This is a genomic window from Martinezella sp. CNPSo 3959, from assembly GCF_057784355.1.
Window position 1 is genome coordinate 133,854 of record NZ_JBXSOV010000001.1, and the last position, 19,647, is coordinate 153,500.

Below are 19,647 nucleotides of genomic sequence, written 5' to 3' on the forward strand. Positions count from 1 at the left end.
TGACGGTACGGAGTGTAGCGCAGTCTGGTAGCGCATCTGGTTTGGGACCAGAGGGTCGGGAGTTCGAATCTCTCCACTCCGACCATTTAATATTCCCTCATAGAAGTCGTTGAATTCGTCCCGATGGCGGCTGCCTTTTCGCTTGAAAATAAAGGGATTCGCGGCTAAGCAAAAGTCGCGTTTGCGTGACCCGCAAGGGATCGCGCCAAGGCAAGAGAAGCAAGAAGGCGGATCATTCCCGCTTGATTCGGAGGCGCTGCAGCAATGCCTGCCAAGATTTATCGTCCTGCAAAAACCGCCATGCAATCCGGCAAGGCCAAAACCAATATCTGGGTTCTGGAGTTCGATCAGGAAACGCCGCGCAAGATCGATCCGATCATGGGCTATACCTCCTCGGGCGATATGCGCCAGCAGCTCAAGCTGACCTTCGAGACGCAGGAGCAGGCGGAAGACTACGCCAAGCGCAACGGCATCGACTACCGCGTCGTCCCGCCGAAGGATCCTATCCGGCAGACGTTGTCTTATTCAGACAACTTCCGCTTCAACCGCATCCAGCCCTGGACTCACTGAAGCCAGGCACTTATTGAGCGCCGCCCATTGAGTTTGGCGGCGGTTTCAGGCATGTGTTGCCCGCCGCATGTAGGGTGCGGCCAGGCCTTACGGCCCCTTAGCTCAGCTGGATAGAGCACTTGCCTTCTAAGCATGTGGTCGCAGGTTCGAATCCTGCAGGGGTCGCCATTCTCCGATCAGATAGCGTGCTGCTGATCACGCGCGATCAGCCCGCTCTTTATGCTCAGTTCGCCGTCGTTGACCAGCCACCGGCGCCTACGGGCCTTGTAGCATCGACGGCCATCTGAATGAGATCGTGGCCATACATTGCTCCGGCCAGTTTTATGACGATGATGGCGGCGCTTAAAAGTGCAAGTCCGCCGATGATCCTGTCGCTTCTTTTCACGGCCCGCTTCCCTCGACGTCTCGTGAATTCCGCATTATTCGCGGCTATAAAGAATATATCGCGTTTTTTGCGAAGCGCTACAGGGCTTGCTCACGCTGCCATTTGCCAGGCGGCAACCAGGAGAAGACAGTCCGCGATATCCTCGCCTAACGCCGATAACCGTCACTGAACCTATGAAAAAACCCGCCGGCTGCGACGCAGCGGCGGGTTTTGTTCATTCGATCTATTCCAAATCAGTGCAGGATCTGGCTGAGGAACAGCTTTGTGCGCTCATGCTGCGGGTTGTCGAAGAATTCCTTCGGCGAATTCTGCTCGACGATCTGGCCCTGGTCCATGAAGATGACGCGGTTGGCGACCTGGCGGGCAAAGCCCATTTCGTGCGTCACGCACAGCATGGTCATGCCTTCTTCGGCAAGGCCAACCATGGTGTCGAGCACTTCCTTGATCATTTCGGGGTCGAGCGCAGACGTCGGCTCGTCGAACAGCATGATCTTCGGGTTCATGCAGAGCGAGCGGGCGATCGCCACGCGCTGCTGCTGGCCGCCGGAAAGCTGGCCGGGATATTTCTTGGCCTGCTCCGGGATCTTGACGCGGGTGAGGAAGTGCATGGCGATCTCTTCCGCCTGCTTCTTCGGCATCTTGCGCACCCAGATCGGTGCCAGCGTGCAATTTTCCAGAATGGTCAGGTGCGGGAAGAGATTGAAGTGCTGGAACACCATGCCGACTTCGCGGCGCACTTCGTCGATCTTCTTCAGATCGTTCGTCAGCTCGACGCCGTCGACGATGATCTGGCCCTTCTGATGTTCTTCCAGGCGGTTGATGCAGCGGATCATCGTCGATTTGCCCGAGCCGGACGGGCCGGCAATGACAATGCGCTCACCGCGCATGACCTTCAGATTGATATCGCGCAGCACGTGGAAATCGCCGTACCACTTGTTCATGTTGATCATGTCGACCGCGACCTCGGTCTCGGAGACAGTCATTTTCTTCGATTGGGCTTCAGCCATTTTGTGTTTCCCTCAATTTTATCGCTTGTGGCCGGTGTCGAGATGGCGTTCCACGAAACCTGAATAGCGCGACATGCCAAAGCAGAACAGCCAAAAAACGAATCCTGCGAAAACGAGACCCGTTACGGGGGTCACCGCAGTCGCCCAGTTGGCATCCGCGAAGTTCTGACGGACGATGCCGAGCAGGTCGAACATGCCGATGATCGCAACCAACGACGTGTCCTTGAACATACCGATATAGGTATTGACGATGCCGGGAATGACCAGCTTGATCGCCTGCGGCAGAATGATCAGCCGCATCTTCTGCCAGTAGCCGAGACCGAGTGAATCGGCACCCTCGAACTGGCCTTTCGGTATCGCCTGCAGGCCACCGCGAATAACTTCGGCCATATAGGCCGAGGTGAAGATCGCGACACCGACGACGGCACGCAGCAGCTTATCGACAGTCCAGCCCTGTGGCATGAATAGCGGCAGCATATAGCTCGCCATGAACAGCACCGTGATCAACGGCACGCCGCGGATCACTTCGATGAAGATCACGCACAGCATGCGCACAACGGGCATTTTCGAGCGGCGCCCCAGCGCGAGCACGATGCCGAATGGAAAGGAGACCGCGATTGCGACGAAGGCAATGACCAGCGTTACCAATAGCCCGCCCCATCTTTCCGTTTCGACGATCTCAAGACCGAAACCGCCATGAAGCAGGAAGAAAGAGACGATCGGCAGCACGAAGAATGCCAGGATTGCGTTCAATCCCTTCCTGGGAACGGACGGTATCAGCAGCGGTACAAAGCTCGCGACCATCAAGATGCAGACGAGCAGCGGCCGCCAGCGCTCGTCCGGTGGATAGAGGCCGAACATGAAGATGACGAATTTTGCGCGGACGAAGGCCCAGCAGGCGGCGTTCCAGCCATCTGGCTGCGTTCCGCCCTGGACCGTAGTGGCGCAGAATGTGCGGTCCGTGCCGCTCCAGACTGCGTTTATGAATAGCCAGTCGACCAGGTGCGGTATCGTCCAGGCCAGGAAGGCGACAGCAATCAAGGTCAGGACGATGTCTTTCGGCGTGGCAAACAGGTTCTTTTTCAACCAGTGCCACGGACCTTTCTCGCTGGCGGGCGCCGGCTGCGCCACAAGCAATGTCTTGCTGACGAAGTGTTGATCTACGCTCGACATCTTATCTCTCCACCAGAGCCATCTTGGCGTTGAACCAGTTCATGAACAGCGAGGTTGCGATGCTCAAGATGAGATAGACGACCATCCATAGGATGACGATTTCGACGGCTCGGCCGGACTGGTTGAGGATCACGCCGCCGACGGCGACAATATCTGCGTAGCCGATGGCGATGGCGAGAGATGAGTTCTTGATGAGATTGAGATATTGGCTCGTCAGCGGCGGAATGATGATGCGCATTGCCTGTGGTAAGACGATTAGTCGGTTGATGGCTGAGGCTCGCAGACCGAGTGCGCCTGCTGCCTCCGACTGCCCCTTTGCCACGCCGCGAATGCCGGCGCGAACGATCTCGGCAATGTAGGATGCGGTGTAAAGGGAAAGGGCGAGGAGAAGCGCAAGGAACTCCGGCCCTATCACCGTGCCGCCCGTCAGATTGAATTTGCCTGCAACGGGATAGTCGAAGGAAAGCGGCATGCCCGTCACCAGGAAGGCAAGCAACGGCAGGCCGATCAAGATGCCGATCGACACCCAGATTGTGTGGAATTGCTGACCCGTTGCCGTTTGACGCCTGTGCGCCCAGCGTGCCACGAAGAACACCGCGGCCACGGCGACGAGGAAGGCCGCGCCGACGGCCCACATGCCCGCACCGAAGATCGGGCTCGGGAAGGCAAGCCCGCGGTTGCTGAGATAGCTGGAAAACGGCAGGTGCACGGCATCGCGCGCCTGCGGTAGCAGTACCAGAACGCCGCTGTACCAGAAGAAGATGACGAGCAACGGCGGGATATTGCGGAAGATTTCGACATAGGCCTGCGATAGCTTCGCAATGAGCCAATTATGCGAAAGCCTACCCAGGCCGACTAAAAAGCCGACGATCGTTGCCGCAACGATGCCCACCAGCGAAATGAGAAGCGTGTTGAGCAGGCCAACGATGAGCGCAGTAGTATTGGTCGAATCGCTGGAGTAGGGGATCAGCGCCTGCCCGAGATTGAAACCGGCGCGACCTTCGAGAAAGTCGAAGCCGAAAGATCTGTTCAAGGCGCGCAGATTGTCCATCGTATTGGTAACGATGAACCAGCAGAAGGCCACAAGGATAATGATCGTGACGGCCTGGTAGAACACGCCCCGAACTTTGGGGTCGTACAACGCTGCCGATAAGGCTGAACGCTCGCCTTCGGGCGAGTTTGCAGTAATTGCCATGTATAAATTTTCCCCAATGTGCCCGTTTCAGGCTTGTTTTCTTGAGGGAAGAGAGGCGAAGCCGCCTCTCTCTTTAAGTTAGGCTTGGACTCTTAAGCCTCAGCGCACCGGAGGGGCGTACTGAATGCCGCCCTTGTTCCACAGAGCGTTGATGCCGCGGGCAATCTTCAGCGGGCTGCTTGCACCGATATTACGCTCGAAGATTTCGCCGTAATTGCCGACGCCCTTGATGATGTTGTAGGACCAATCGTTGGTCAGGCCCAGGTCGGTGCCGATCGTGGAACCTTGCTCGGCGCCGAGGAAGCGCTTGATGTCCGGATTGGGCGAATTCTTCATTTCGTCGACGTTCTTCTGGGTGATGCCGAACTCTTCAGCGTTCACGAGTGCGTAGGCCGTCCAGCTGACGATATTGAACCACTGGTCGTCACCCTGACGAACGGCCGGGCCGAGAGGCTCCTTCGAGATGATCTCGGGCAGAATGACGTTGTCGTCCGGATTCTTCAACGTCAGGCGCACGGCATAAAGCTGCGACTGGTCTGTCGTGAAGACGTCGCAACGGCCAGAATCATAGGCCGTCGTGATTTCCTCGAGCTTGTCGAAGACAACGGGATTGTACTGCAGGTTGTTGGTCTTGAAATAGTCGGCGAGGTTCAGCTCGGTCGTCGTGCCGGACTGGACGCAGATGGCAGCGCCCGACAGCTCCAGCGCGGACTTCACGTTCAGTTCCTTGCGGACCATGAAGCCCTGGCCGTCATAATAGGTGACGGGGCGGAACTTAAGGCCGAGCGCCGTATCGCGGTTGATGGTCCAGGTGGTGTTACGGGAAAGTACGTCGATTTCGCCCGACTGCAGCGCTGTGAAGCGGTCCTTGGCGCTGAGAGGTGTGTATTTCACCTTGCTCGGATCGCCGAATACGGCAGACGCTACAGCCTTGCAGAAGTCGATGTCGAAGCCGGCCCAGTTGCCGGCCGCATCAGGCTGTGCAAAGCCGAGAAGAGCAGGATTCACGCCGCATTGCACGAAGCCCTTGGCTTTCACGTCGCTGAGCGTCGAAGCCGACGCACCGGACGCGGTGTAAGCCAATGCTGCGGCTCCGAGGAATACGGAGAGAGCAAACTTTTTCATTTTCCCTACCTTTGTCTATTTGTTTTATAATTAAAAGAGTATCGCCTCCGAAGCAGGTCCCTGGGGAACCACGTTCCTTCCTTCTCGGAGCGAGTGGCGCTATCACAGTCGTAAAAGGTGTAGCGGTCAAGAGATTGCCCCAATTATTGCGGATTTATTCGGCATTTTCGCTCGCCCTGGCCGAAAACTGGGCATTTGGCGTCAAAATGAGCGACGTTTTGCCAAAAAACTGCACGAAAATGCGGTTTCTTCTCTCGTTTTCGTTATTTTAGCCTTCGAATAATGTGAGCGCATTGGAAGCACCGGGGTTGACCAGGCGGAGCTTGGTCGCCACAAATCCACTTTCTCGCAGCGCCAAAGGCATATCCGGACATGAAAGACAAAGACAACTTCCTGCAGAACGCCGGCATCAACACGCGTTTGTCCCATATCGGCAATTCGCCATTCGATTTCCATGGATTCGTCAATCCGCCCGTGGTGCATGCTTCGACGGTCCTGTTTCCCAATGCGCGCGTGATGGAAACGCATGACCAGAAATACACCTACGGTACGCGTGGAACTCCGACCACGGATGCGCTTTGCGAGGCGATGAATGCGCTGGAAGGCTCCGCCGGAACGGTGATCGTTCCCTCCGGGCTTGCAGCGGTGACGGTGACGTTTCTCGCTTATCTGTCTGCCGGCGATCATGCCTTGATCGTCGATTCGGTCTACGGCCCCACGCGATTCTTCTGCGATACGATGCTGAAGCGCCTTGGTATCGAGGTCGAATATTACGATCCTATGGTGGGTGCCGGCATCGAACAGCTGATCAAGCCGAACACCAGGCTGGTTCACACCGAAGCGCCGGGTTCCAACACCTTTGAAATGCAGGATATTCCGGCGATTTCGGCGGTAGCTCATCGTCACGGCTGCGTCGTCACCATGGACAATACCTGGGCGACGCCGCTCTATTTCAAGCCACTCGACCATGGCGTCGACGTTTCCATTCATGCCGTGACGAAATATCCGGCTGGCCACTCCGATATCTTGATGGGAACCGTTTCGGCCAATGAAGCGCATTGGAAGCAATTGATCGCGGCGCATGGGCAGCTCGGCCTCTGCGGCGCGCCTGACGATGCCTATCAGGTCCTGCGCGGCTTGCGTACGATGGGCGTGCGTCTGGAGCGTCATCAGGAAAGCGCGCTTGCGATCGCACAATGGCTCGAGGGCAGGGAAGAAGTTGCACGCGTGCTGCATCCGGCCCTGCCGAGCTTCCCGGGCCACGACTTGTGGAAGCGCGATTTCAAGGGGGCGAGCGGAATCTTCTCTTTCGTTCTGGCCGTCGACGATCCGCAAAAATTCAAGGTGAAGGCGCATGCCTTCCTGGATGCTCTGCGTATTTTTGGTCTCGGCTATTCCTGGGGCGGCTTCGAGAGCCTTGCACTGCAGGTCAACCTCAGTGACCGGCGCGTGACCAAGGCTCCGACGGAGGGGCCTGTTATCCGGCTGCAAATCGGCCTGGAAGACGTCGCCGACATCAAGGCGGATATTGAAAGGGGCTTTGCTGCCGTCCGGCAGGCCTGATCAGCCGATGGCGCGATAGCCGTAGATCCAATCCATGTCCGCCGCGAGACTTTGCGGCGGGCGCATCGAGAGGACGAGATCGCGCGCGAGGCGGATGGGGCCGCGTGCGTGATAGGCAAACTGGTTGAAGGCGGCGCGCTGGCGCAGGCGGGATATCCGCGGGGCTCGATGCCTCTCGTAGAGCTCGAAAGCTTCCGCGGGCTCGCGTCCCGAAAGCATGCCGGCAAGCTCGAAGGCGTCCTCTATCGCCATGGCCGCACCCTGGGCCGCAAACGGCATCATCGCATGCGCAGCGTCCCCGATCAGAATCGTATCGCTGCCATTATGCCATCGGCCCGCCTTCATCTCGTAGAGCGGCCAGAAGCTGGCCTGCTCCTGGGCTTCGAGCATTTGCAGGATCGTTCTGTTCCAGCCGGAAAAGCCGCGCAGCATCTGCTCACGCTGCGTTCTGTTGCCGGCTACGCCCCAATCGCGGCTGGTGCCGCTGCCGGAGACGATCGCGACAATATTGAAGGCGGCATTTTCCCGAATGGGATAGCAGACGAGATGGCTCGATGGCCCGAGGAAGGCCGTAACGCTTGTCTTGCTCAGGACGGAAGGGGCGACCGCCTCAGGGACGGAGAAGCGCCAGGCAATATTGCCCGAAAAGAGTGGCGAGGGCGCGCCTGGCACCATCGCATGCGCCTTCGACCAGACGCCGTCGGCACCGATGACGAGATCGAACTTCCTTCCGGCGATCTCTTCCAGTGCCAGCTTGTTTTTGATGTTGATGTGCCGGCCGAGATGCAGCCTGCATAGGGTATTGCCCGTCACCGCATCCAGAAGCGCCTTTTGCAGGGTCGCCCGATGCGCGGTCCCATAGGGCGCACCCCATCGCTCTCTTGCAAATTTTCCACAGGGAACCAATGCAACAGGACGCAGGGATGAGCCGGACACGAGCCGGACTTCCTCCGGCTCCAGCCAGACGGATCGAAGTTTGTCGAGAACGCCGAGCGTATCGAGAATGCGGGAGGCATTTGGCGAAATCTGCAGGCCGGCGCCAACCTCGGTCAGCACCTCTGCCTGTTCGAAAATGTCGGAGGCAATGCCATGTCGCGCCAGCGCCAGCGCCGCCGTCAATCCAGCTATTCCGGCGCCGATGATTGCGGCTGCTTTGATCGGCATTTTCTTGTGTCCGATCGGACGCTATGGCGTCAGGCAGCCTTGAAATGGAAGACGCAGCCGGCCGGATTGGTCTGATCCGCCTTCAGCGACGGATTGTAGCGATAGAGCGTCGAGCAGTAGGAGCAGACCTTCTCGTTCTCGTCTCCGAGATCGATGAAGATGTGTGGATGATCATAGGGAACCGAAGCGCCGGTGCACATGAATTCCTTCACGCCGATTTCGATGACGCGATGTCCGCCGTCGTTCTGGAAATGGGGAATATTGTGGCCGGCCATGATGATCTCCGAATGCGTCTTGCCGTGAGCGGCATGAATGTTGCGCCAGACTTGGTAGCCCCTCTTTATAATCCTTCTTCCCGATTGTGTAGTGCGAAAGTCCGGCTTGATGCAGAGATTTTCGCAAGCGCAGGGTTCATTTGATATCGCCGATAAAATATGGTCCGCCGCCAAGAGGACCCAATTTATAAAGACGACGCCATGAATTTGAATGCTCCCAAGATGCTCCATTTCGTCCGAGATGGATTGAAGCTCGCCTTTTTCGACGAAGGAGACCCGAACGGCCCGCCGGTGCTGCTGATCCACGGCTTCGCCTCCACGGCGATTACCAATTGGGTCAATCCCGGCTGGCTGAAGACGCTCGGCGAGGCGGGTCATCGCGTTATCGCCATCGACAATCGCGGTCACGGCTCGAGCGACAAGCCTTACGATGTCGATGTCTATCACCCTTGGATCATGGCAGAGGATGCCGTGGCACTCCTCGATCATCTGGGAATTTCAGAGGCGCACGTCATGGGTTATTCCATGGGTGCGCGCGTTTCGGCCTTCATGGCAATCGCGCATCCTGATCGTGTCCGCTCGCTGGTGCTGGGCGGTCTCGGCATTGGAATGGTTGAGGGCGTCGGCGATTGGGATCCGATTGCGGATGCGCTGGTGGCGCCGTCGCTCGATGATGTCACCCATCCGCGCGGGCGTATGTTCCGCGCTTTTGCCGAACAGACGAAAAGCGACCGTCAGGCGCTGGCCGCCTGCATCCAGGGCTCGCGCGATCTGGTTTCACGGGACGATGTGGCGAAGATCGAGGCACCGACATTGATAGCCATCGGCACTAAGGACGATATTGCCGGCTCCGGGCAGGAGTTGGCTGCACTGATGCCGAATGCCGAGGCCATAGACATTCCGAACCGCGATCATATGCTCGCCGTTGGCGACAAGATCTTCAAGGCTGCGGTTCTGGAATTCTACCAGCGCCTGGACAAGCGCTAGGTTTCAGGTCACTTGCCGGTGAAATGCGGTTTCCGCCGCTCGGCAAAGGCGGCACGGCCCTCGGCGTAATCGGCGCTGTCGAAAGTCTCGGCGCCGATTACTTCCGCCTCGCGCAACAGGTCGCCATCCTGCTCGATGACAGCCCGGATTGCGAGTTTCGAAGCATGCAGCGCGATCGGCGCATTGGCCGCAATCGCATGGGTGAGGGCGGATACTTCCTGATCGAATACGCTTTCCTCGACTTCCTCCAGAAGAAAGCCGACAGCCGCCATCTTCTCGCTCGACATGGAGGCACCGGTAAACAAGGCAACCTTCGCCATCTGCTGCCCGAGCGCGTTGACGATATCCTGCACGGCGTCGGCGGGATAGGCGATGCCGAGGCGGGTGGCGGGAACGGAAAACCGCGCGCCTTTTTCGGCGATCCGCAGATCGCAGGCGGCGGCAAGCCCGAAGCCGCCGCCATAACAGATGCCGCGGATTGCGGCGATCGTCGGCACGCGGCAGTGACGGATAGCCTCGAAAGCCCGACTGTTCAGAGCCTCATAGGTGACTGCGGTCTCGGAATTCTTTCGAACGCTGTCGAATTCGCTGATATCGGCGCCGGCTGAAAAATCCGCGCCCGTACCACGCAGAACAATCACATGCGCATGGGCTTCATCGGTCAGAATGCGCGCTGCCTGCGGGATCGCACGCCACATGGCGGCCGTCACCGCATTCTTTCTGTCGGGGTTGCTGATCGCGATCATGCCTATGCCATCGCTACATGTCGCGCGAATGAGACCGCCGGCAAAGTCATGCTCGAAAATCATATGCAACCAACCCATTTGTCTTGTGTGGCTTTTATTCTATATAATGCACCCCTGACAGAAAATCGGGAGACCGCTAATGGTCGCAGCAACGGATATTCGCCAGGTAGAAGGCTTAGGCGCAGTGAAGCTCATGGACCCGATCTGGGACAGCATGCGCGAGGAAGCACGCGCCGCTGCCGAAAAGGATCCGCTCCTTGCTGCCTTCCTCTATTCGACGATCATCAACCATCGTTCGCTGGAAGAATGCGTTATCTATCGCATTTGCGAGCGGCTCGACCATCCGGACCTGCAGGCGATTCTCCTGCGGCAGACCTTCGAGGAAATGCTGGCAGACTGGCCGGAATGGGGATCGATTCTGCGCGTCGATATCCAGGCCGTCTACGATCGCGACCCTGCCTGCCTGCGGTTCCTGGAGCCGGTGCTCTATTTCAAGGGTTTCCATGCGCTGCAGACACATCGCCTTGCGCATTGGCTCTATAATCGCGGCCGTCGCGATTTCGCGCTCTATCTGCAGAGCCGTTCCTCCAGCGTCTTCCAGACCGATATCAACCCGGCGGCGCGCATCGGCAAGGGCATCTTCCTCGATCACGCGACCGGCCTCGTCGTGGGCGAGACGGCCGTCATCGGCGACAACGTCTCGATCCTGCACGGGGTTACGCTCGGCGGCACCGGCAAGGAGGGCAGCGACCGCCATCCGAAGATCGCCCATGGCGTTTTGATCGGGGCGGGAGCAAAAATTCTCGGCAATATCCAGATCGGCCATTGCTCGCGTATCGCCGCAGGCTCGGTAGTGCTGAAGGAGGTCCCCGCCAAGACGACCGTGGCCGGCGTTCCGGCCAAGGTGGTCGGGGAAGCAGGGTGTTCCGAGCCGTCTCGCTCGATGGACCAGCTGCTTGCCGAGCAATTGGTCGTGGATCAGATCATGGGCGCGGGAATCTAGGAAGTTCCAATTCGATTTTCCGAGGCTTGCGCTGCCGCTGGATAGCTATGCGCGGTTCCGGTCTTTACACCGCCGCTTTTCCTATGCAAGAAGCGGCCAACCGAGATCCTCACGGAGAAGCATTGTGAAGCCTGAAGAAATCAAGAAGCTCGACGCCTATTTCAAGCGCACGTTCAACCCGCAGGTCGTGGTGAAGGCCCGCCCGCGCAAGAACGATTCTGCGGAAGTCTATCTCGGCGAAGAGTTTCTGGGTGTCGTCTATATCGACGATGAAGATGGCGACCGCTCCTATAACTTCTCGATGGCCATTTTGGACGTCGATCTCTGATTCCATCGATCTCGTATAGTGATCGAGTATTCGGGCCGTATTTCATTGAAATGCGGCCTTTTTCTTTGGCAGTTGTCAATTTGATCATTCCGCAGCCGTTTTGATCTCTTGCGACTTCTTTCTGACCAGATGCCAATATTTTGATCAAAGCCTGTGGTTGCAGGCCCGATGATATATTTTAGAAAAAACAAAATGATGCGCTGCACTCGAAGTCACTGGCGGCCTATTCTCCTCTGCAATGCAACCACAGGGAGATATTGCGGCGCACAAGACTACTTGACTAATTGTGCGTCGCATTTAAGCTTTACCCTGTAAACCGGCCGCCGGCCGGCCAATAAGGGACGGAGAAGCATGTTCAATTTCGATGAAGCAAACAAGAAGGGCAAGGAAGCCATGGACACGGCGCTGAAGAGCTATTCCGATGTCACCAAGGGCTTTCAGGCGATCGCCGCCGAAGCCGCTGAATACTCCAAGAAGTCTTTCCAGGATGGTGTTGCGCACTTCGAAACGCTCGCCGGCGTCAAGAGCTTCGAAGCTGCCTTCGAACTGCAGAGCAGCTATGTGAAGTCCTCCTACGAAAATTTCGTTGCCGAAGCCACCAAGCTCGGTGAAATGTATGCCGATCTCGCCAAGAACGCTTACAAGCCCTACGAAGCGCCCGTCGCGGCTGCAACGAAGGCTGCCAGCAAGGCAGCGGCTACGGCGACCGCCGCTTAAGCTTTCGCCGAAAGGCAAAATTTCCGGAGAAGGCCGGCTGCGCTATGCGTGGCCGGTCTTTTGCGTTTTGGTTCATCGAACCAAAGGCGAAGATATGCAGCGACTTTTTTGACCGCAGCCCGTTTTGTCAGCGAATTGTGATTGCAGTGTCCCGCAAGGGGCTTAAAATCCCGCCAATATGAACTAAGTTAGAGGTTCGGATATCCGGCCCGACCAAGTGACGAACCCAACCCCAGTGCCAAGTCGGAATGCGATAGCTTCTGCCGGATGATTTGAGGAATGAATGAAATGATCGCTGAGCCGATCCGGATGCAAAACAACAGCGAAAGGAACGGGGACAACGGAAACCGTGGGACCTCGGTGATTACGCGCACCAAGCCCAAGACCAAAAAACCGAACCTGTACCGCGTGCTGCTTCTGAATGACGACTACACGCCCATGGACTTCGTGATCCATATCCTGGAGCGTTTCTTCCAAAAGGATCTCGAAGGTGCCACCCGTATCATGCTTCATGTCCACAACCATGGCGTGGGTGAGTGCGGGATATATACATATGAAGTAGCCGAAACGAAGGTGAGCCAGGTGATGGATTTTGCCCGGCAGCACCAGCATCCGCTGCAATGTGTTATGGAAAAGAAGTGAGGATCTGAACGTGCCAACATTTTCGCCTAGTCTTGAGAAGGCGCTGCATCAGGCACTGACCTACGCGAACGAGCGGCATCACGAGTATGCCACGCTGGAACATCTGCTTTTGGCGCTGGTAGACGACGCCGATGCCGCAGCTGTCATGGGCGCGTGCAATGTTGATCTCGACGCGCTCCGTAAGACTCTGACTGAATACGTCGATAATGAACTCTCCAACCTGGTCACGGGCTATGATGAAGACTCGAAGCCGACCTCCGGCTTCCAGCGCGTCATCCAGCGCGCCGTGATCCATGTGCAATCCTCCGGCCGCGAGGAAGTGACGGGCGCCAATGTTCTCGTCGCGATTTTCGCGGAGCGGGAAAGCCATGCTGCCTTTTTCCTGCAGGAGCAGGAAATGACCCGCTACGACGCGGTCAACTATATCTCTCACGGCATCGGCAAGCGCCCGGGTTCCTCCCAGACCCGCACGCCGCGCGGCGCCGAGGAAAGCGAATCCGAAAGCAAGCCGACCTCCCGCGGCGAGCAGGAGGAAGGCAATGGCAAGAAGCAGCAGGATGCGCTGAAGGCCTATTGTGTCAACCTCAATGAGAAGGCCAAGAGCGGCAAGATCGATCCGTTGATCGGCCGCCACTCCGAGGTCAACCGCACCATCCAGGTGCTGTGCCGCCGCTCGAAGAACAACCCGCTCTATGTCGGCGATCCCGGCGTCGGCAAGACGGCGATTGCCGAAGGTCTTGCCAAGCGAATCGTCGAGGGCAAGGTTCCGGAAGCTCTGGCCGATGCCACGATCTTTTCGCTGGATATGGGCACGCTGCTTGCCGGCACCCGTTATCGCGGCGATTTTGAAGAGCGCCTGAAGCAGGTCGTCAAGGAACTCGAAGAGTATCCGGGCGCCGTGCTGTTCATCGACGAAATCCACACTGTTATCGGTGCGGGCGCGACCTCCGGTGGTGCGATGGATGCGTCGAACCTGCTGAAGCCTGCTCTTTCCTCAGGCGCGATCCGTTGCATCGGTTCGACCACCTACAAGGAATACCGTCAGTTCTTCGAGAAGGACCGGGCTCTCGTCCGCCGCTTCCAGAAGATCGACGTCAACGAGCCGAGCATCGAGGATGCCATCGAAATCATGAAGGGCCTGAAGCCCTATTTCGAAGAGTATCATCACCTGCGCTACTCGAACGACGCCATCAAGTCGGCGGTCGAGTTGTCGGCCCGCTACATCTCCGACCGCAAGCTGCCGGACAAGGCGATCGACGTCATCGATGAAACCGGCGCCGCGCAAATGCTGTTGCCGCCCTCGAAGCGTCGCAAGCTGATCACAGAGCGTGAGATCGAGGTGACGATCGCCACCATGGCCCGCATTCCGCCGAAGACGGTTTCCAAGGATGACGAGATGGTTCTCGCCAACCTCGAGCAGGAACTGCGTTCGGTCGTCTACGGCCAGGATACGGCGATCGAAGCACTTTCGACTTCGATCAAGCTGGCACGTGCCGGCCTGCGCGAACCGAACAAGCCGATCGGCTGCTACGTCTTCTCCGGCCCCACCGGCGTCGGCAAGACGGAAGTTGCCAAGCAGCTTGCCTCGTCGCTTGGCGTCGAGCTGCTGCGCTTCGACATGTCGGAGTACATGGAGCGTCATACGGTTTCCCGTCTGCTTGGTGCACCTCCCGGCTACGTCGGCTTCGACCAGGGCGGCCTCCTGACCGATGGCGTCGACCAGCATCCGCACAGCGTGGTTCTGCTCGACGAAATCGAGAAGGCGCATCCGGATATCTTCAATATCCTGCTGCAGGTCATGGACCATGGCGCGCTGACCGACCATAACGGCAAGAAGATCGACTTCCGCAACGTCATCCTGATCATGACGACCAATGCGGGCGCTTCGGAAATGGCCAAGGCTGCGATCGGCTTCGGTTCGTCCAAGCGTACGGGGGAGGATGAAGAGGCTCTCAACCGCCTGTTCACCCCGGAATTCCGCAATCGTCTGGATGCGGTCATTCCCTTCGCGCCGTTGCCGACGACCGTTATCCACAAGGTCGTGCAGAAGTTCATCATGCAGCTGGAAGCGCAGCTTTCCGAACGGAACGTTACCTTCGACCTGCATGAGGACGCCATCGCATGGCTGTCCGAGAAGGGTTACGACGACAAGATGGGCGCCCGTCCGCTGGCGCGCGTCATCCAGGAAAACATCAAGAAGCCGCTGGCGAATGAAATCCTCTTCGGCAAGCTGAAGAAGGGCGGCGTCGTCACCGTCACGGTCGGCAAGAAGGAAGACGGCTCGACCGGCATCCTGCTCGAGGCGATCGCCGACACCGCTCCGATCCGGCCGAAGCCGGAAGCCGAAGTGGGCGATGTGCCGGCCGAGGTGGAAGAGGATGACGGCGACACGACAGTCAAGGCCAGAAGCCGCGTCGGTAAGGCTGCAACGGCAGCCGATAGCCGCCGCTCGGCTAAAGCCGCGACATCAGGTGAAGGCGGCGAGTCCGAAGGCAAGTCACCGCGTAAGGGCGGTGGCGCGGTTCCGAAGGTTCCGCGTAAGTAGTCACCGATCGGTGATTTGAGAAAAATGAAACGGCTGCATTAGAGATAATGCAGCCGTTTTTATATGGTTATGAGAAAAATCTAAGTGAGGACTTGAGGAGCTCAGCGCATCAAGGCAGCGCTTCGATGATCTTCCTCGCGTTTTCCGCCAGCACGGCGCCATCCTCCATCTTGCCCGAATGCGGCTTCAGCGCGACACCCTCGATGCGCGGAATAACGTGGAAATGCAGATGGAAGACGGTTTGTCCCGCGGGGGGCTCGTTGAACTGCGCGATATAGACGCCGTCCGCGTCGAAGGCTTCCCGAACGGCGACGGCGATCTTCTGTACCACAGTGATAGCCTGCTGCAGGGCGGCCGGATCGGCGTCGAAAATATTGCGGGAGGGCGCCTTCGGCACGACAAGCGTGTGGCCCGGCGACTGCGGCATCACATCCATGAAGGCGACAGTGTGCTCATCCTCGTAGACGCGGTAGGAAGGGATCTCGCCCTTCAGGATCTTTGCGAAGATATTGTTGTCGTCATAGGCGGGGCTGGTCATCCAGTGTCTCCTCGTCTTGCGTTTGTGTTTATGCCGAACGGTTAGATATCCTGCCGCTCGCCCTTGCGGAAGGGGCTGTGCTCGGTGAGGATTTCGCTCATCTCCTCCACTTGTTCCCGCTCATGCTTCAGATAGTCCGCAACGGCGCGTCGCAGGCCCTGATGGCCGATATAGTGCGCGGAATGCGTGATGACGGGAAGATAGCCACGCGCCAACTTGTGTTCGCCCTGCGCCCCGGCTTCCACGCGCTTCAAGCCTTTACTCAGCGCAAAATCGATCGCCTGATGATAGCAGACTTCGAAATGCAGAAAGGGATGATCCTCGATGCAGCCCCAATGGCGGCCGTAAAGCGTCTCGCCGCCGATGAAGTTGATGGCGCCGGCGATGTAACGTCCTTCGCGCTTCGCCATGACGAGCAGGATATCGTCAGGCATACGCTCGCCGATCAGCGAATAGAATTTCCGCGTGAGGTAGGGGCGGCCCCATTTGCGGCTGCCGGTATCCATATAGAAGGCGAAGAACTGGTCCCATATGCCTTCGGTCAGATCGCTGCCGGTCAGCCAGTCGATGGTGATGCCGTGCTCGACCGCCGCGCGCCGTTCCTTCTTCAACGCCTTCCGCTTGCGCGATGCCAGCGTCTCCAGAAACGCGTCGTGATTGGCATAGCCCTCGTTGATGAAGTGGAACTGCTGGTCGGTGCGATGCAGATAACCGTCCGTTTCGAAAACAGAAATCTCGTCTTCCGGCAGGAAGGTGATGTGCGCCGAGGAAACGCCGAGCTGCCGGGTGACCTCTTTCAGGCTCTCGGCAAGCGCCGGCTGCAGCACGCTTCGGTCCTGTCCCTCAGCGACGAGCAGCCGCGGTCCCGTGGCGGGCGTGAAGGGAATGGAGCACTGCAGCTTCGGATAATAGCGGCCGCCGGCCCGTTCGAAGGCATCGGCCCAGCCGTGGTCGAAGACATATTCGCCCTGGCTATGGCTCTTCAGGTAGCCCGCGACGGCACCAAGCAATTCGCCGCCGTCGGTTTCGAGCAGCAGATGACTGCCGAGCCATCCCGTCTTGTCAGTCGCGGAACCGGACTCCTCAAGCGATGAGAGGAAGGCGTGCGAGACAAAGGGATTGTATGGCAGGACGCTGCCGGTTCTGGACGCTCCGGCGAGCTTCGACCAGCTTTCCGGGGCGATATTCTTGAAGGATCGTTCGACTCGAATGGATAATTCGTCTGTCATCAAACTCTTGCGCTTGGAAGGAAGGGAGGGGCTCTCACCGCTGCGCCATCCGCCCGATGGGCTGTTGTCGGCGCAGCGGCAATTTGGGTATGCGCAAAGCCTCTCCTTCAATCGATGCCGATTTACGAGGCCAGGCGCGGATCAAAACCTTCGAATGTCATCTGGTCTGCATTGGCAAATGTATGTTTGCGGGCCGCCTCGTCGCGCACGGTCCAGGTGATGACCGGAATACCGCGCTGGCGTTGCGCCGTAACAAAGGGGTTCGGCAAGTGGCCGTAGAAGTACGAAATGAAGTCTAGCCCAAGATGCATGGCTTCGTCATGCTGAAAAAACGTCTCAGGCTTGTTTCCTTCAGCCGTCAGTCCCACAGGGTAGGGTGCTTCCAGCGCCTTGAGGTCCTTGAGCAGCCAATGGTCGAAACTCATCAGGGCCACATGGCCTTTATAGCCTTCGAGCACTTCAAGAACGGATTCGGCAAAGCCTTCGTCATCGCCCTCGCGTCCTTTCAGCTCAAGCACGAGCGGCACCTTGCCGCCGCAGAGCTGCAGGAGTTGCTTCAGCGTCGGGATCTTGTCGTTCGTACCGCCGATAGAAAGCAGGCCGAGTTCCGCCGAGGTGCGCTCGCGCACTTCGCCCGGCAGATTGCAGACGCGCTGGAGGTCGTCGTCGTGGAAGACCACGGGAACGCCGTCCGAGGCGTAGTGGAGATCGCACTCGATGGCAAAGCCGGCTTCGATAGCGCGGCTGAAGGCGGAAAGCGTGTTCTCCCAGACTTCTTTGTTCATGTCATGATAGCCGCGGTGAGCGACGGGGCGCTCGGTCAGCCAGGCAAGCTTGCTCATCATGCAATTTCCAGAATGGCATCGATTTCAACGGCGGCATTGAGCGGCAGGGCGGCCATGCCGACGGCGGCGCGGGCATGCTTGCCGGCTTCGCCCAGTACGTTTGCCAGAAGATTGGATGCGCCGTTGATCACAAGGTGTTGTTCGACGAAATCGGGCGTTGAGGCAACGAAGCCATTGAGCTTGATCAGCCGCTTGATCCGGCCGAGATCGCCGCCGAGGGCAGCTTTCGCCTGGGCGAGAATATTGATGGCGCAGAGCTCTGCCGCACGTTGGCCGGCGGCCACGTCGACATCCTTGCCGAGATGACCCGTCACGCCGATCTTGCCGTTTTCCATCGGCAGCTGGCCCGAAAGATAGAGAAGATTGCCGCTGATGACATAGGGAACGTAATTGGCGGCAGGTGCTGCAGCCTGCGGCAGAACGATGCCGAGTTCCTTCAGGCGATCCTCGATAGCGTCGGACATTATTCATCTCCCGTTTTGTTGTAAAAACTTCAAAAATCCGGCATCAAGACTAAATTCGGTCACTTAGGATCGGCAGCCTCGTTTCAGCCGAAAGCGTTCTTATAACATCGCGTGCGAGTCCAACAGGAGATAATGAATGTTCCGCTCGAGTCTTGCTGCTACCGTTTTTTCGGGCCTGAGCATTCTGTCCCTAGGGGCTTCTGCAGCCCATGCGGCCGGTCCGAGCGGGCTGATCGCGCATCGTGCCGTCTACGACCTTGAACTGAAGGATGCTTCTGATCGCTCCGGCATTTCCGGCATGGTGGGCCGCATGGTCTATGAGTTCGAAGGCTCGGATTGTACCGGATTCACCACCAATTTCCGCTTCGTGACGAAGATCGATACGGGTGATTCAACGCGCGTCAGCGACCAGCAGACGACGACTTTCGAGGATCTCGGCAAGCGCTTGTTCCGCTTCGAAACCAAATCCTATACCGACAGCCAGCTCGACAAGGACGTGCGCGGTGCGGCAAGCGACGACCAGAAGGGCATCAAGGTCGACCTCACGCAGCCGCACAACAAGCAGGTCCAGATCATCGAGAGCCGTTTCCCGACGGAGCATATGCTCGACATCATCCATAACGCGAAGCTCGGCAAGAATTTCTTCGAGGCGCAGGTCTTCGATGGTTCGGATGACGGCGACAAGCCGCTGATCGCCACCACCGTCGTCGGCAAGGAGCAGACGCCGGCCACCGATGATCCCGATGCTGACAAGGCTGGCGCCTTCTCCAAGACACCTTTCTGGCCGGTGACCGTGGCTTATTTCAACGAAAAGTCCACGGGCGACGCCGTACCCGTCTACCGTATGTCCTTTAAACTCTACGAGAACGGCATCACGCGCGACCTCACCATGGATTATGGCGACTTCGTGCTGACCGGTAAGCTCACCAAGCTTGAAGTTCTCGGTACGAAGGCCTGCCAGTAGCCCGCTGCGGGATGGATTGAAATAAGAATCGGCGATTTTGAGCCTCAAGCCTTGCATTCCACGCGAATCGAATGTATGGGCACCGGCATTCCACACGTAAGGCATGGGATTGTCCGGGAGAAATCCGGATTGTTCCGCCCGGTGGCATTCTCGAAGAGGGTGCTGTTCGCCTTGCGGAGGTT

At 58.2% G+C, this 19,647-nt stretch carries 21 protein-coding genes and 2 tRNA genes; 11 read left to right on the forward strand and 12 right to left on the reverse strand.

What is annotated here, in order from left to right:
• Positions 1-8: 8 nt before the first annotated feature.
• The 3 genes from AC13RE_RS00730 to AC13RE_RS00740 all read left to right on the forward strand — a co-directional run bounded on the left by AC13RE_RS00730 (position 9) and on the right by AC13RE_RS00740 (position 738).
• Positions 9-85, forward strand: a tRNA-Pro gene (locus AC13RE_RS00730).
• Positions 86-264: 179 nt separating this feature from the next.
• The gene (locus tag AC13RE_RS00735; RefSeq protein WP_112338303.1) at positions 265-570 is read left to right on the forward strand and encodes an ETC complex I subunit; all 306 of its coding nucleotides are present in this window, start codon (positions 265-267) and stop codon (positions 568-570) included.
• A 91-nt stretch (positions 571-661) separates the two neighbouring features.
• Positions 662-738 (forward strand) — tRNA-Arg (locus tag AC13RE_RS00740).
• A 55-nt stretch (positions 739-793) separates the two neighbouring features.
• On the opposite strand, the gene AC13RE_RS00745 is transcribed toward AC13RE_RS00740, so the two are convergent.
• The 5 genes from AC13RE_RS00745 to AC13RE_RS00765 form a co-directional block, all read right to left on the reverse strand.
• Positions 794-955 carry a hypothetical protein gene (locus AC13RE_RS00745; protein WP_488484902.1) on the reverse strand — a complete coding sequence of 54 codons (162 nt, stop codon included), beginning with the start codon at positions 953-955 and terminating at the stop codon, positions 794-796.
• A gap of 233 nt (positions 956-1,188) precedes the next feature.
• The gene (locus AC13RE_RS00750) at positions 1,189-1,962 is read right to left on the reverse strand and encodes an amino acid ABC transporter ATP-binding protein (protein WP_015339774.1); all 774 of its coding nucleotides are present in this window, start codon (positions 1,960-1,962) and stop codon (positions 1,189-1,191) included.
• 18 nt (positions 1,963-1,980) lie between these two features.
• On the reverse strand, positions 1,981-3,135 hold the full coding sequence (locus AC13RE_RS00755) for an amino acid ABC transporter permease (protein ID WP_488561622.1): 1,155 nt from the start codon (positions 3,133-3,135) through the stop codon (positions 1,981-1,983).
• A 1-nt stretch (position 3,136) separates the two neighbouring features.
• Positions 3,137-4,330, reverse strand: a complete 1,194-nt coding sequence (locus tag AC13RE_RS00760; protein ID WP_488561623.1) for an amino acid ABC transporter permease — start codon at positions 4,328-4,330, stop codon at positions 3,137-3,139.
• Positions 4,331-4,429: 99 nt separating this feature from the next.
• A complete protein-coding gene (locus AC13RE_RS00765) occupies positions 4,430-5,455 on the reverse strand; it encodes an amino acid ABC transporter substrate-binding protein (RefSeq protein WP_488561624.1) in 1,026 nt (341 codons plus the stop codon).
• Between the two features lie 372 nt (positions 5,456-5,827).
• Between AC13RE_RS00765 and AC13RE_RS00770 the strand changes: the two genes are divergently transcribed.
• Positions 5,828-7,018 (forward strand): cystathionine beta-lyase, encoded by a 1,191-nt coding sequence (locus AC13RE_RS00770; RefSeq protein WP_488561625.1) that lies wholly within the window; start codon positions 5,828-5,830, stop codon positions 7,016-7,018.
• Here AC13RE_RS00770 and AC13RE_RS00775 read toward each other — a convergent pair whose 3' ends face one another.
• Together AC13RE_RS00775 and AC13RE_RS00780 are read right to left on the reverse strand one after the other, a co-directional pair.
• Positions 7,019-8,182 (reverse strand): FAD-dependent monooxygenase, encoded by a 1,164-nt coding sequence (locus tag AC13RE_RS00775; RefSeq protein ID WP_488561626.1) that lies wholly within the window; start codon positions 8,180-8,182, stop codon positions 7,019-7,021. It abuts the gene before it with no gap.
• Positions 8,183-8,211: 29 nt separating this feature from the next.
• Complete coding sequence (locus AC13RE_RS00780) at positions 8,212-8,457, reverse strand: zinc-finger domain-containing protein (protein ID WP_015339780.1); 246 nt, start codon at positions 8,455-8,457, stop codon at positions 8,212-8,214.
• A gap of 201 nt (positions 8,458-8,658) precedes the next feature.
• On the opposite strand from AC13RE_RS00780, the gene AC13RE_RS00785 reads away from it, so the two are divergent.
• Positions 8,659-9,444, forward strand: a complete 786-nt coding sequence (locus AC13RE_RS00785; RefSeq protein ID WP_488561627.1) for an alpha/beta fold hydrolase — start codon at positions 8,659-8,661, stop codon at positions 9,442-9,444.
• An 8-nt stretch (positions 9,445-9,452) separates the two neighbouring features.
• On the opposite strand, the gene AC13RE_RS00790 is transcribed toward AC13RE_RS00785, so the two are convergent.
• A complete protein-coding gene (locus tag AC13RE_RS00790) occupies positions 9,453-10,253 on the reverse strand; it encodes an enoyl-CoA hydratase-related protein (protein WP_488561628.1) in 801 nt (266 codons plus the stop codon).
• 76 nt (positions 10,254-10,329) lie between these two features.
• Between AC13RE_RS00790 and cysE the strand changes: the two genes are divergently transcribed.
• From cysE to clpA, 5 genes are all read left to right on the forward strand, one after another.
• Complete coding sequence (gene cysE / locus AC13RE_RS00795; protein WP_015339783.1) at positions 10,330-11,193, forward strand: serine O-acetyltransferase; 864 nt, start codon at positions 10,330-10,332, stop codon at positions 11,191-11,193.
• A gap of 124 nt (positions 11,194-11,317) precedes the next feature.
• Positions 11,318-11,521, forward strand: a complete 204-nt coding sequence (locus AC13RE_RS00800; RefSeq protein ID WP_015339784.1) for a DUF3126 family protein — start codon at positions 11,318-11,320, stop codon at positions 11,519-11,521.
• A gap of 351 nt (positions 11,522-11,872) precedes the next feature.
• Positions 11,873-12,238, forward strand: a complete 366-nt coding sequence (locus AC13RE_RS00805) for a phasin family protein (RefSeq protein ID WP_075852495.1) — start codon at positions 11,873-11,875, stop codon at positions 12,236-12,238.
• 288 nt (positions 12,239-12,526) lie between these two features.
• Positions 12,527-12,880, forward strand: coding sequence for an ATP-dependent Clp protease adapter ClpS (gene clpS / locus AC13RE_RS00810; RefSeq protein WP_041677877.1), 354 nt, complete (start codon positions 12,527-12,529; stop codon positions 12,878-12,880).
• Between the two features lie 10 nt (positions 12,881-12,890).
• Positions 12,891-15,425, forward strand: coding sequence for an ATP-dependent Clp protease ATP-binding subunit ClpA (clpA, locus tag AC13RE_RS00815; protein WP_488561629.1), 2,535 nt, complete (start codon positions 12,891-12,893; stop codon positions 15,423-15,425).
• A gap of 109 nt (positions 15,426-15,534) precedes the next feature.
• Here clpA and AC13RE_RS00820 read toward each other — a convergent pair whose 3' ends face one another.
• The 4 genes from AC13RE_RS00820 to AC13RE_RS00835 form a co-directional block, all read right to left on the reverse strand.
• Positions 15,535-15,963, reverse strand: a complete 429-nt coding sequence (locus AC13RE_RS00820; protein ID WP_488484910.1) for an HIT family protein — start codon at positions 15,961-15,963, stop codon at positions 15,535-15,537.
• A 41-nt stretch (positions 15,964-16,004) separates the two neighbouring features.
• The gene (locus AC13RE_RS00825; protein ID WP_132716502.1) at positions 16,005-17,192 is read right to left on the reverse strand and encodes a GNAT family N-acetyltransferase; all 1,188 of its coding nucleotides are present in this window, start codon (positions 17,190-17,192) and stop codon (positions 16,005-16,007) included.
• 122 nt (positions 17,193-17,314) lie between these two features.
• Positions 17,315-18,034: a glycerophosphodiester phosphodiesterase gene (locus tag AC13RE_RS00830; protein WP_488562519.1), complete on the reverse strand. Its 720-nt coding sequence runs from the start codon at positions 18,032-18,034 to the stop codon at positions 17,315-17,317.
• A complete protein-coding gene (locus AC13RE_RS00835; protein WP_132716503.1) occupies positions 18,034-18,501 on the reverse strand; it encodes a RidA family protein in 468 nt (155 codons plus the stop codon). Before AC13RE_RS00835 ends, AC13RE_RS00830 begins: the two co-directional genes overlap by 1 nt.
• A gap of 136 nt (positions 18,502-18,637) precedes the next feature.
• On the opposite strand from AC13RE_RS00835, the gene AC13RE_RS00840 reads away from it, so the two are divergent.
• The gene (locus AC13RE_RS00840) at positions 18,638-19,465 is read left to right on the forward strand and encodes a cell envelope integrity EipB family protein (RefSeq protein WP_112338314.1); all 828 of its coding nucleotides are present in this window, start codon (positions 18,638-18,640) and stop codon (positions 19,463-19,465) included.
• Positions 19,466-19,647: the final 182 nt, after the last annotated feature.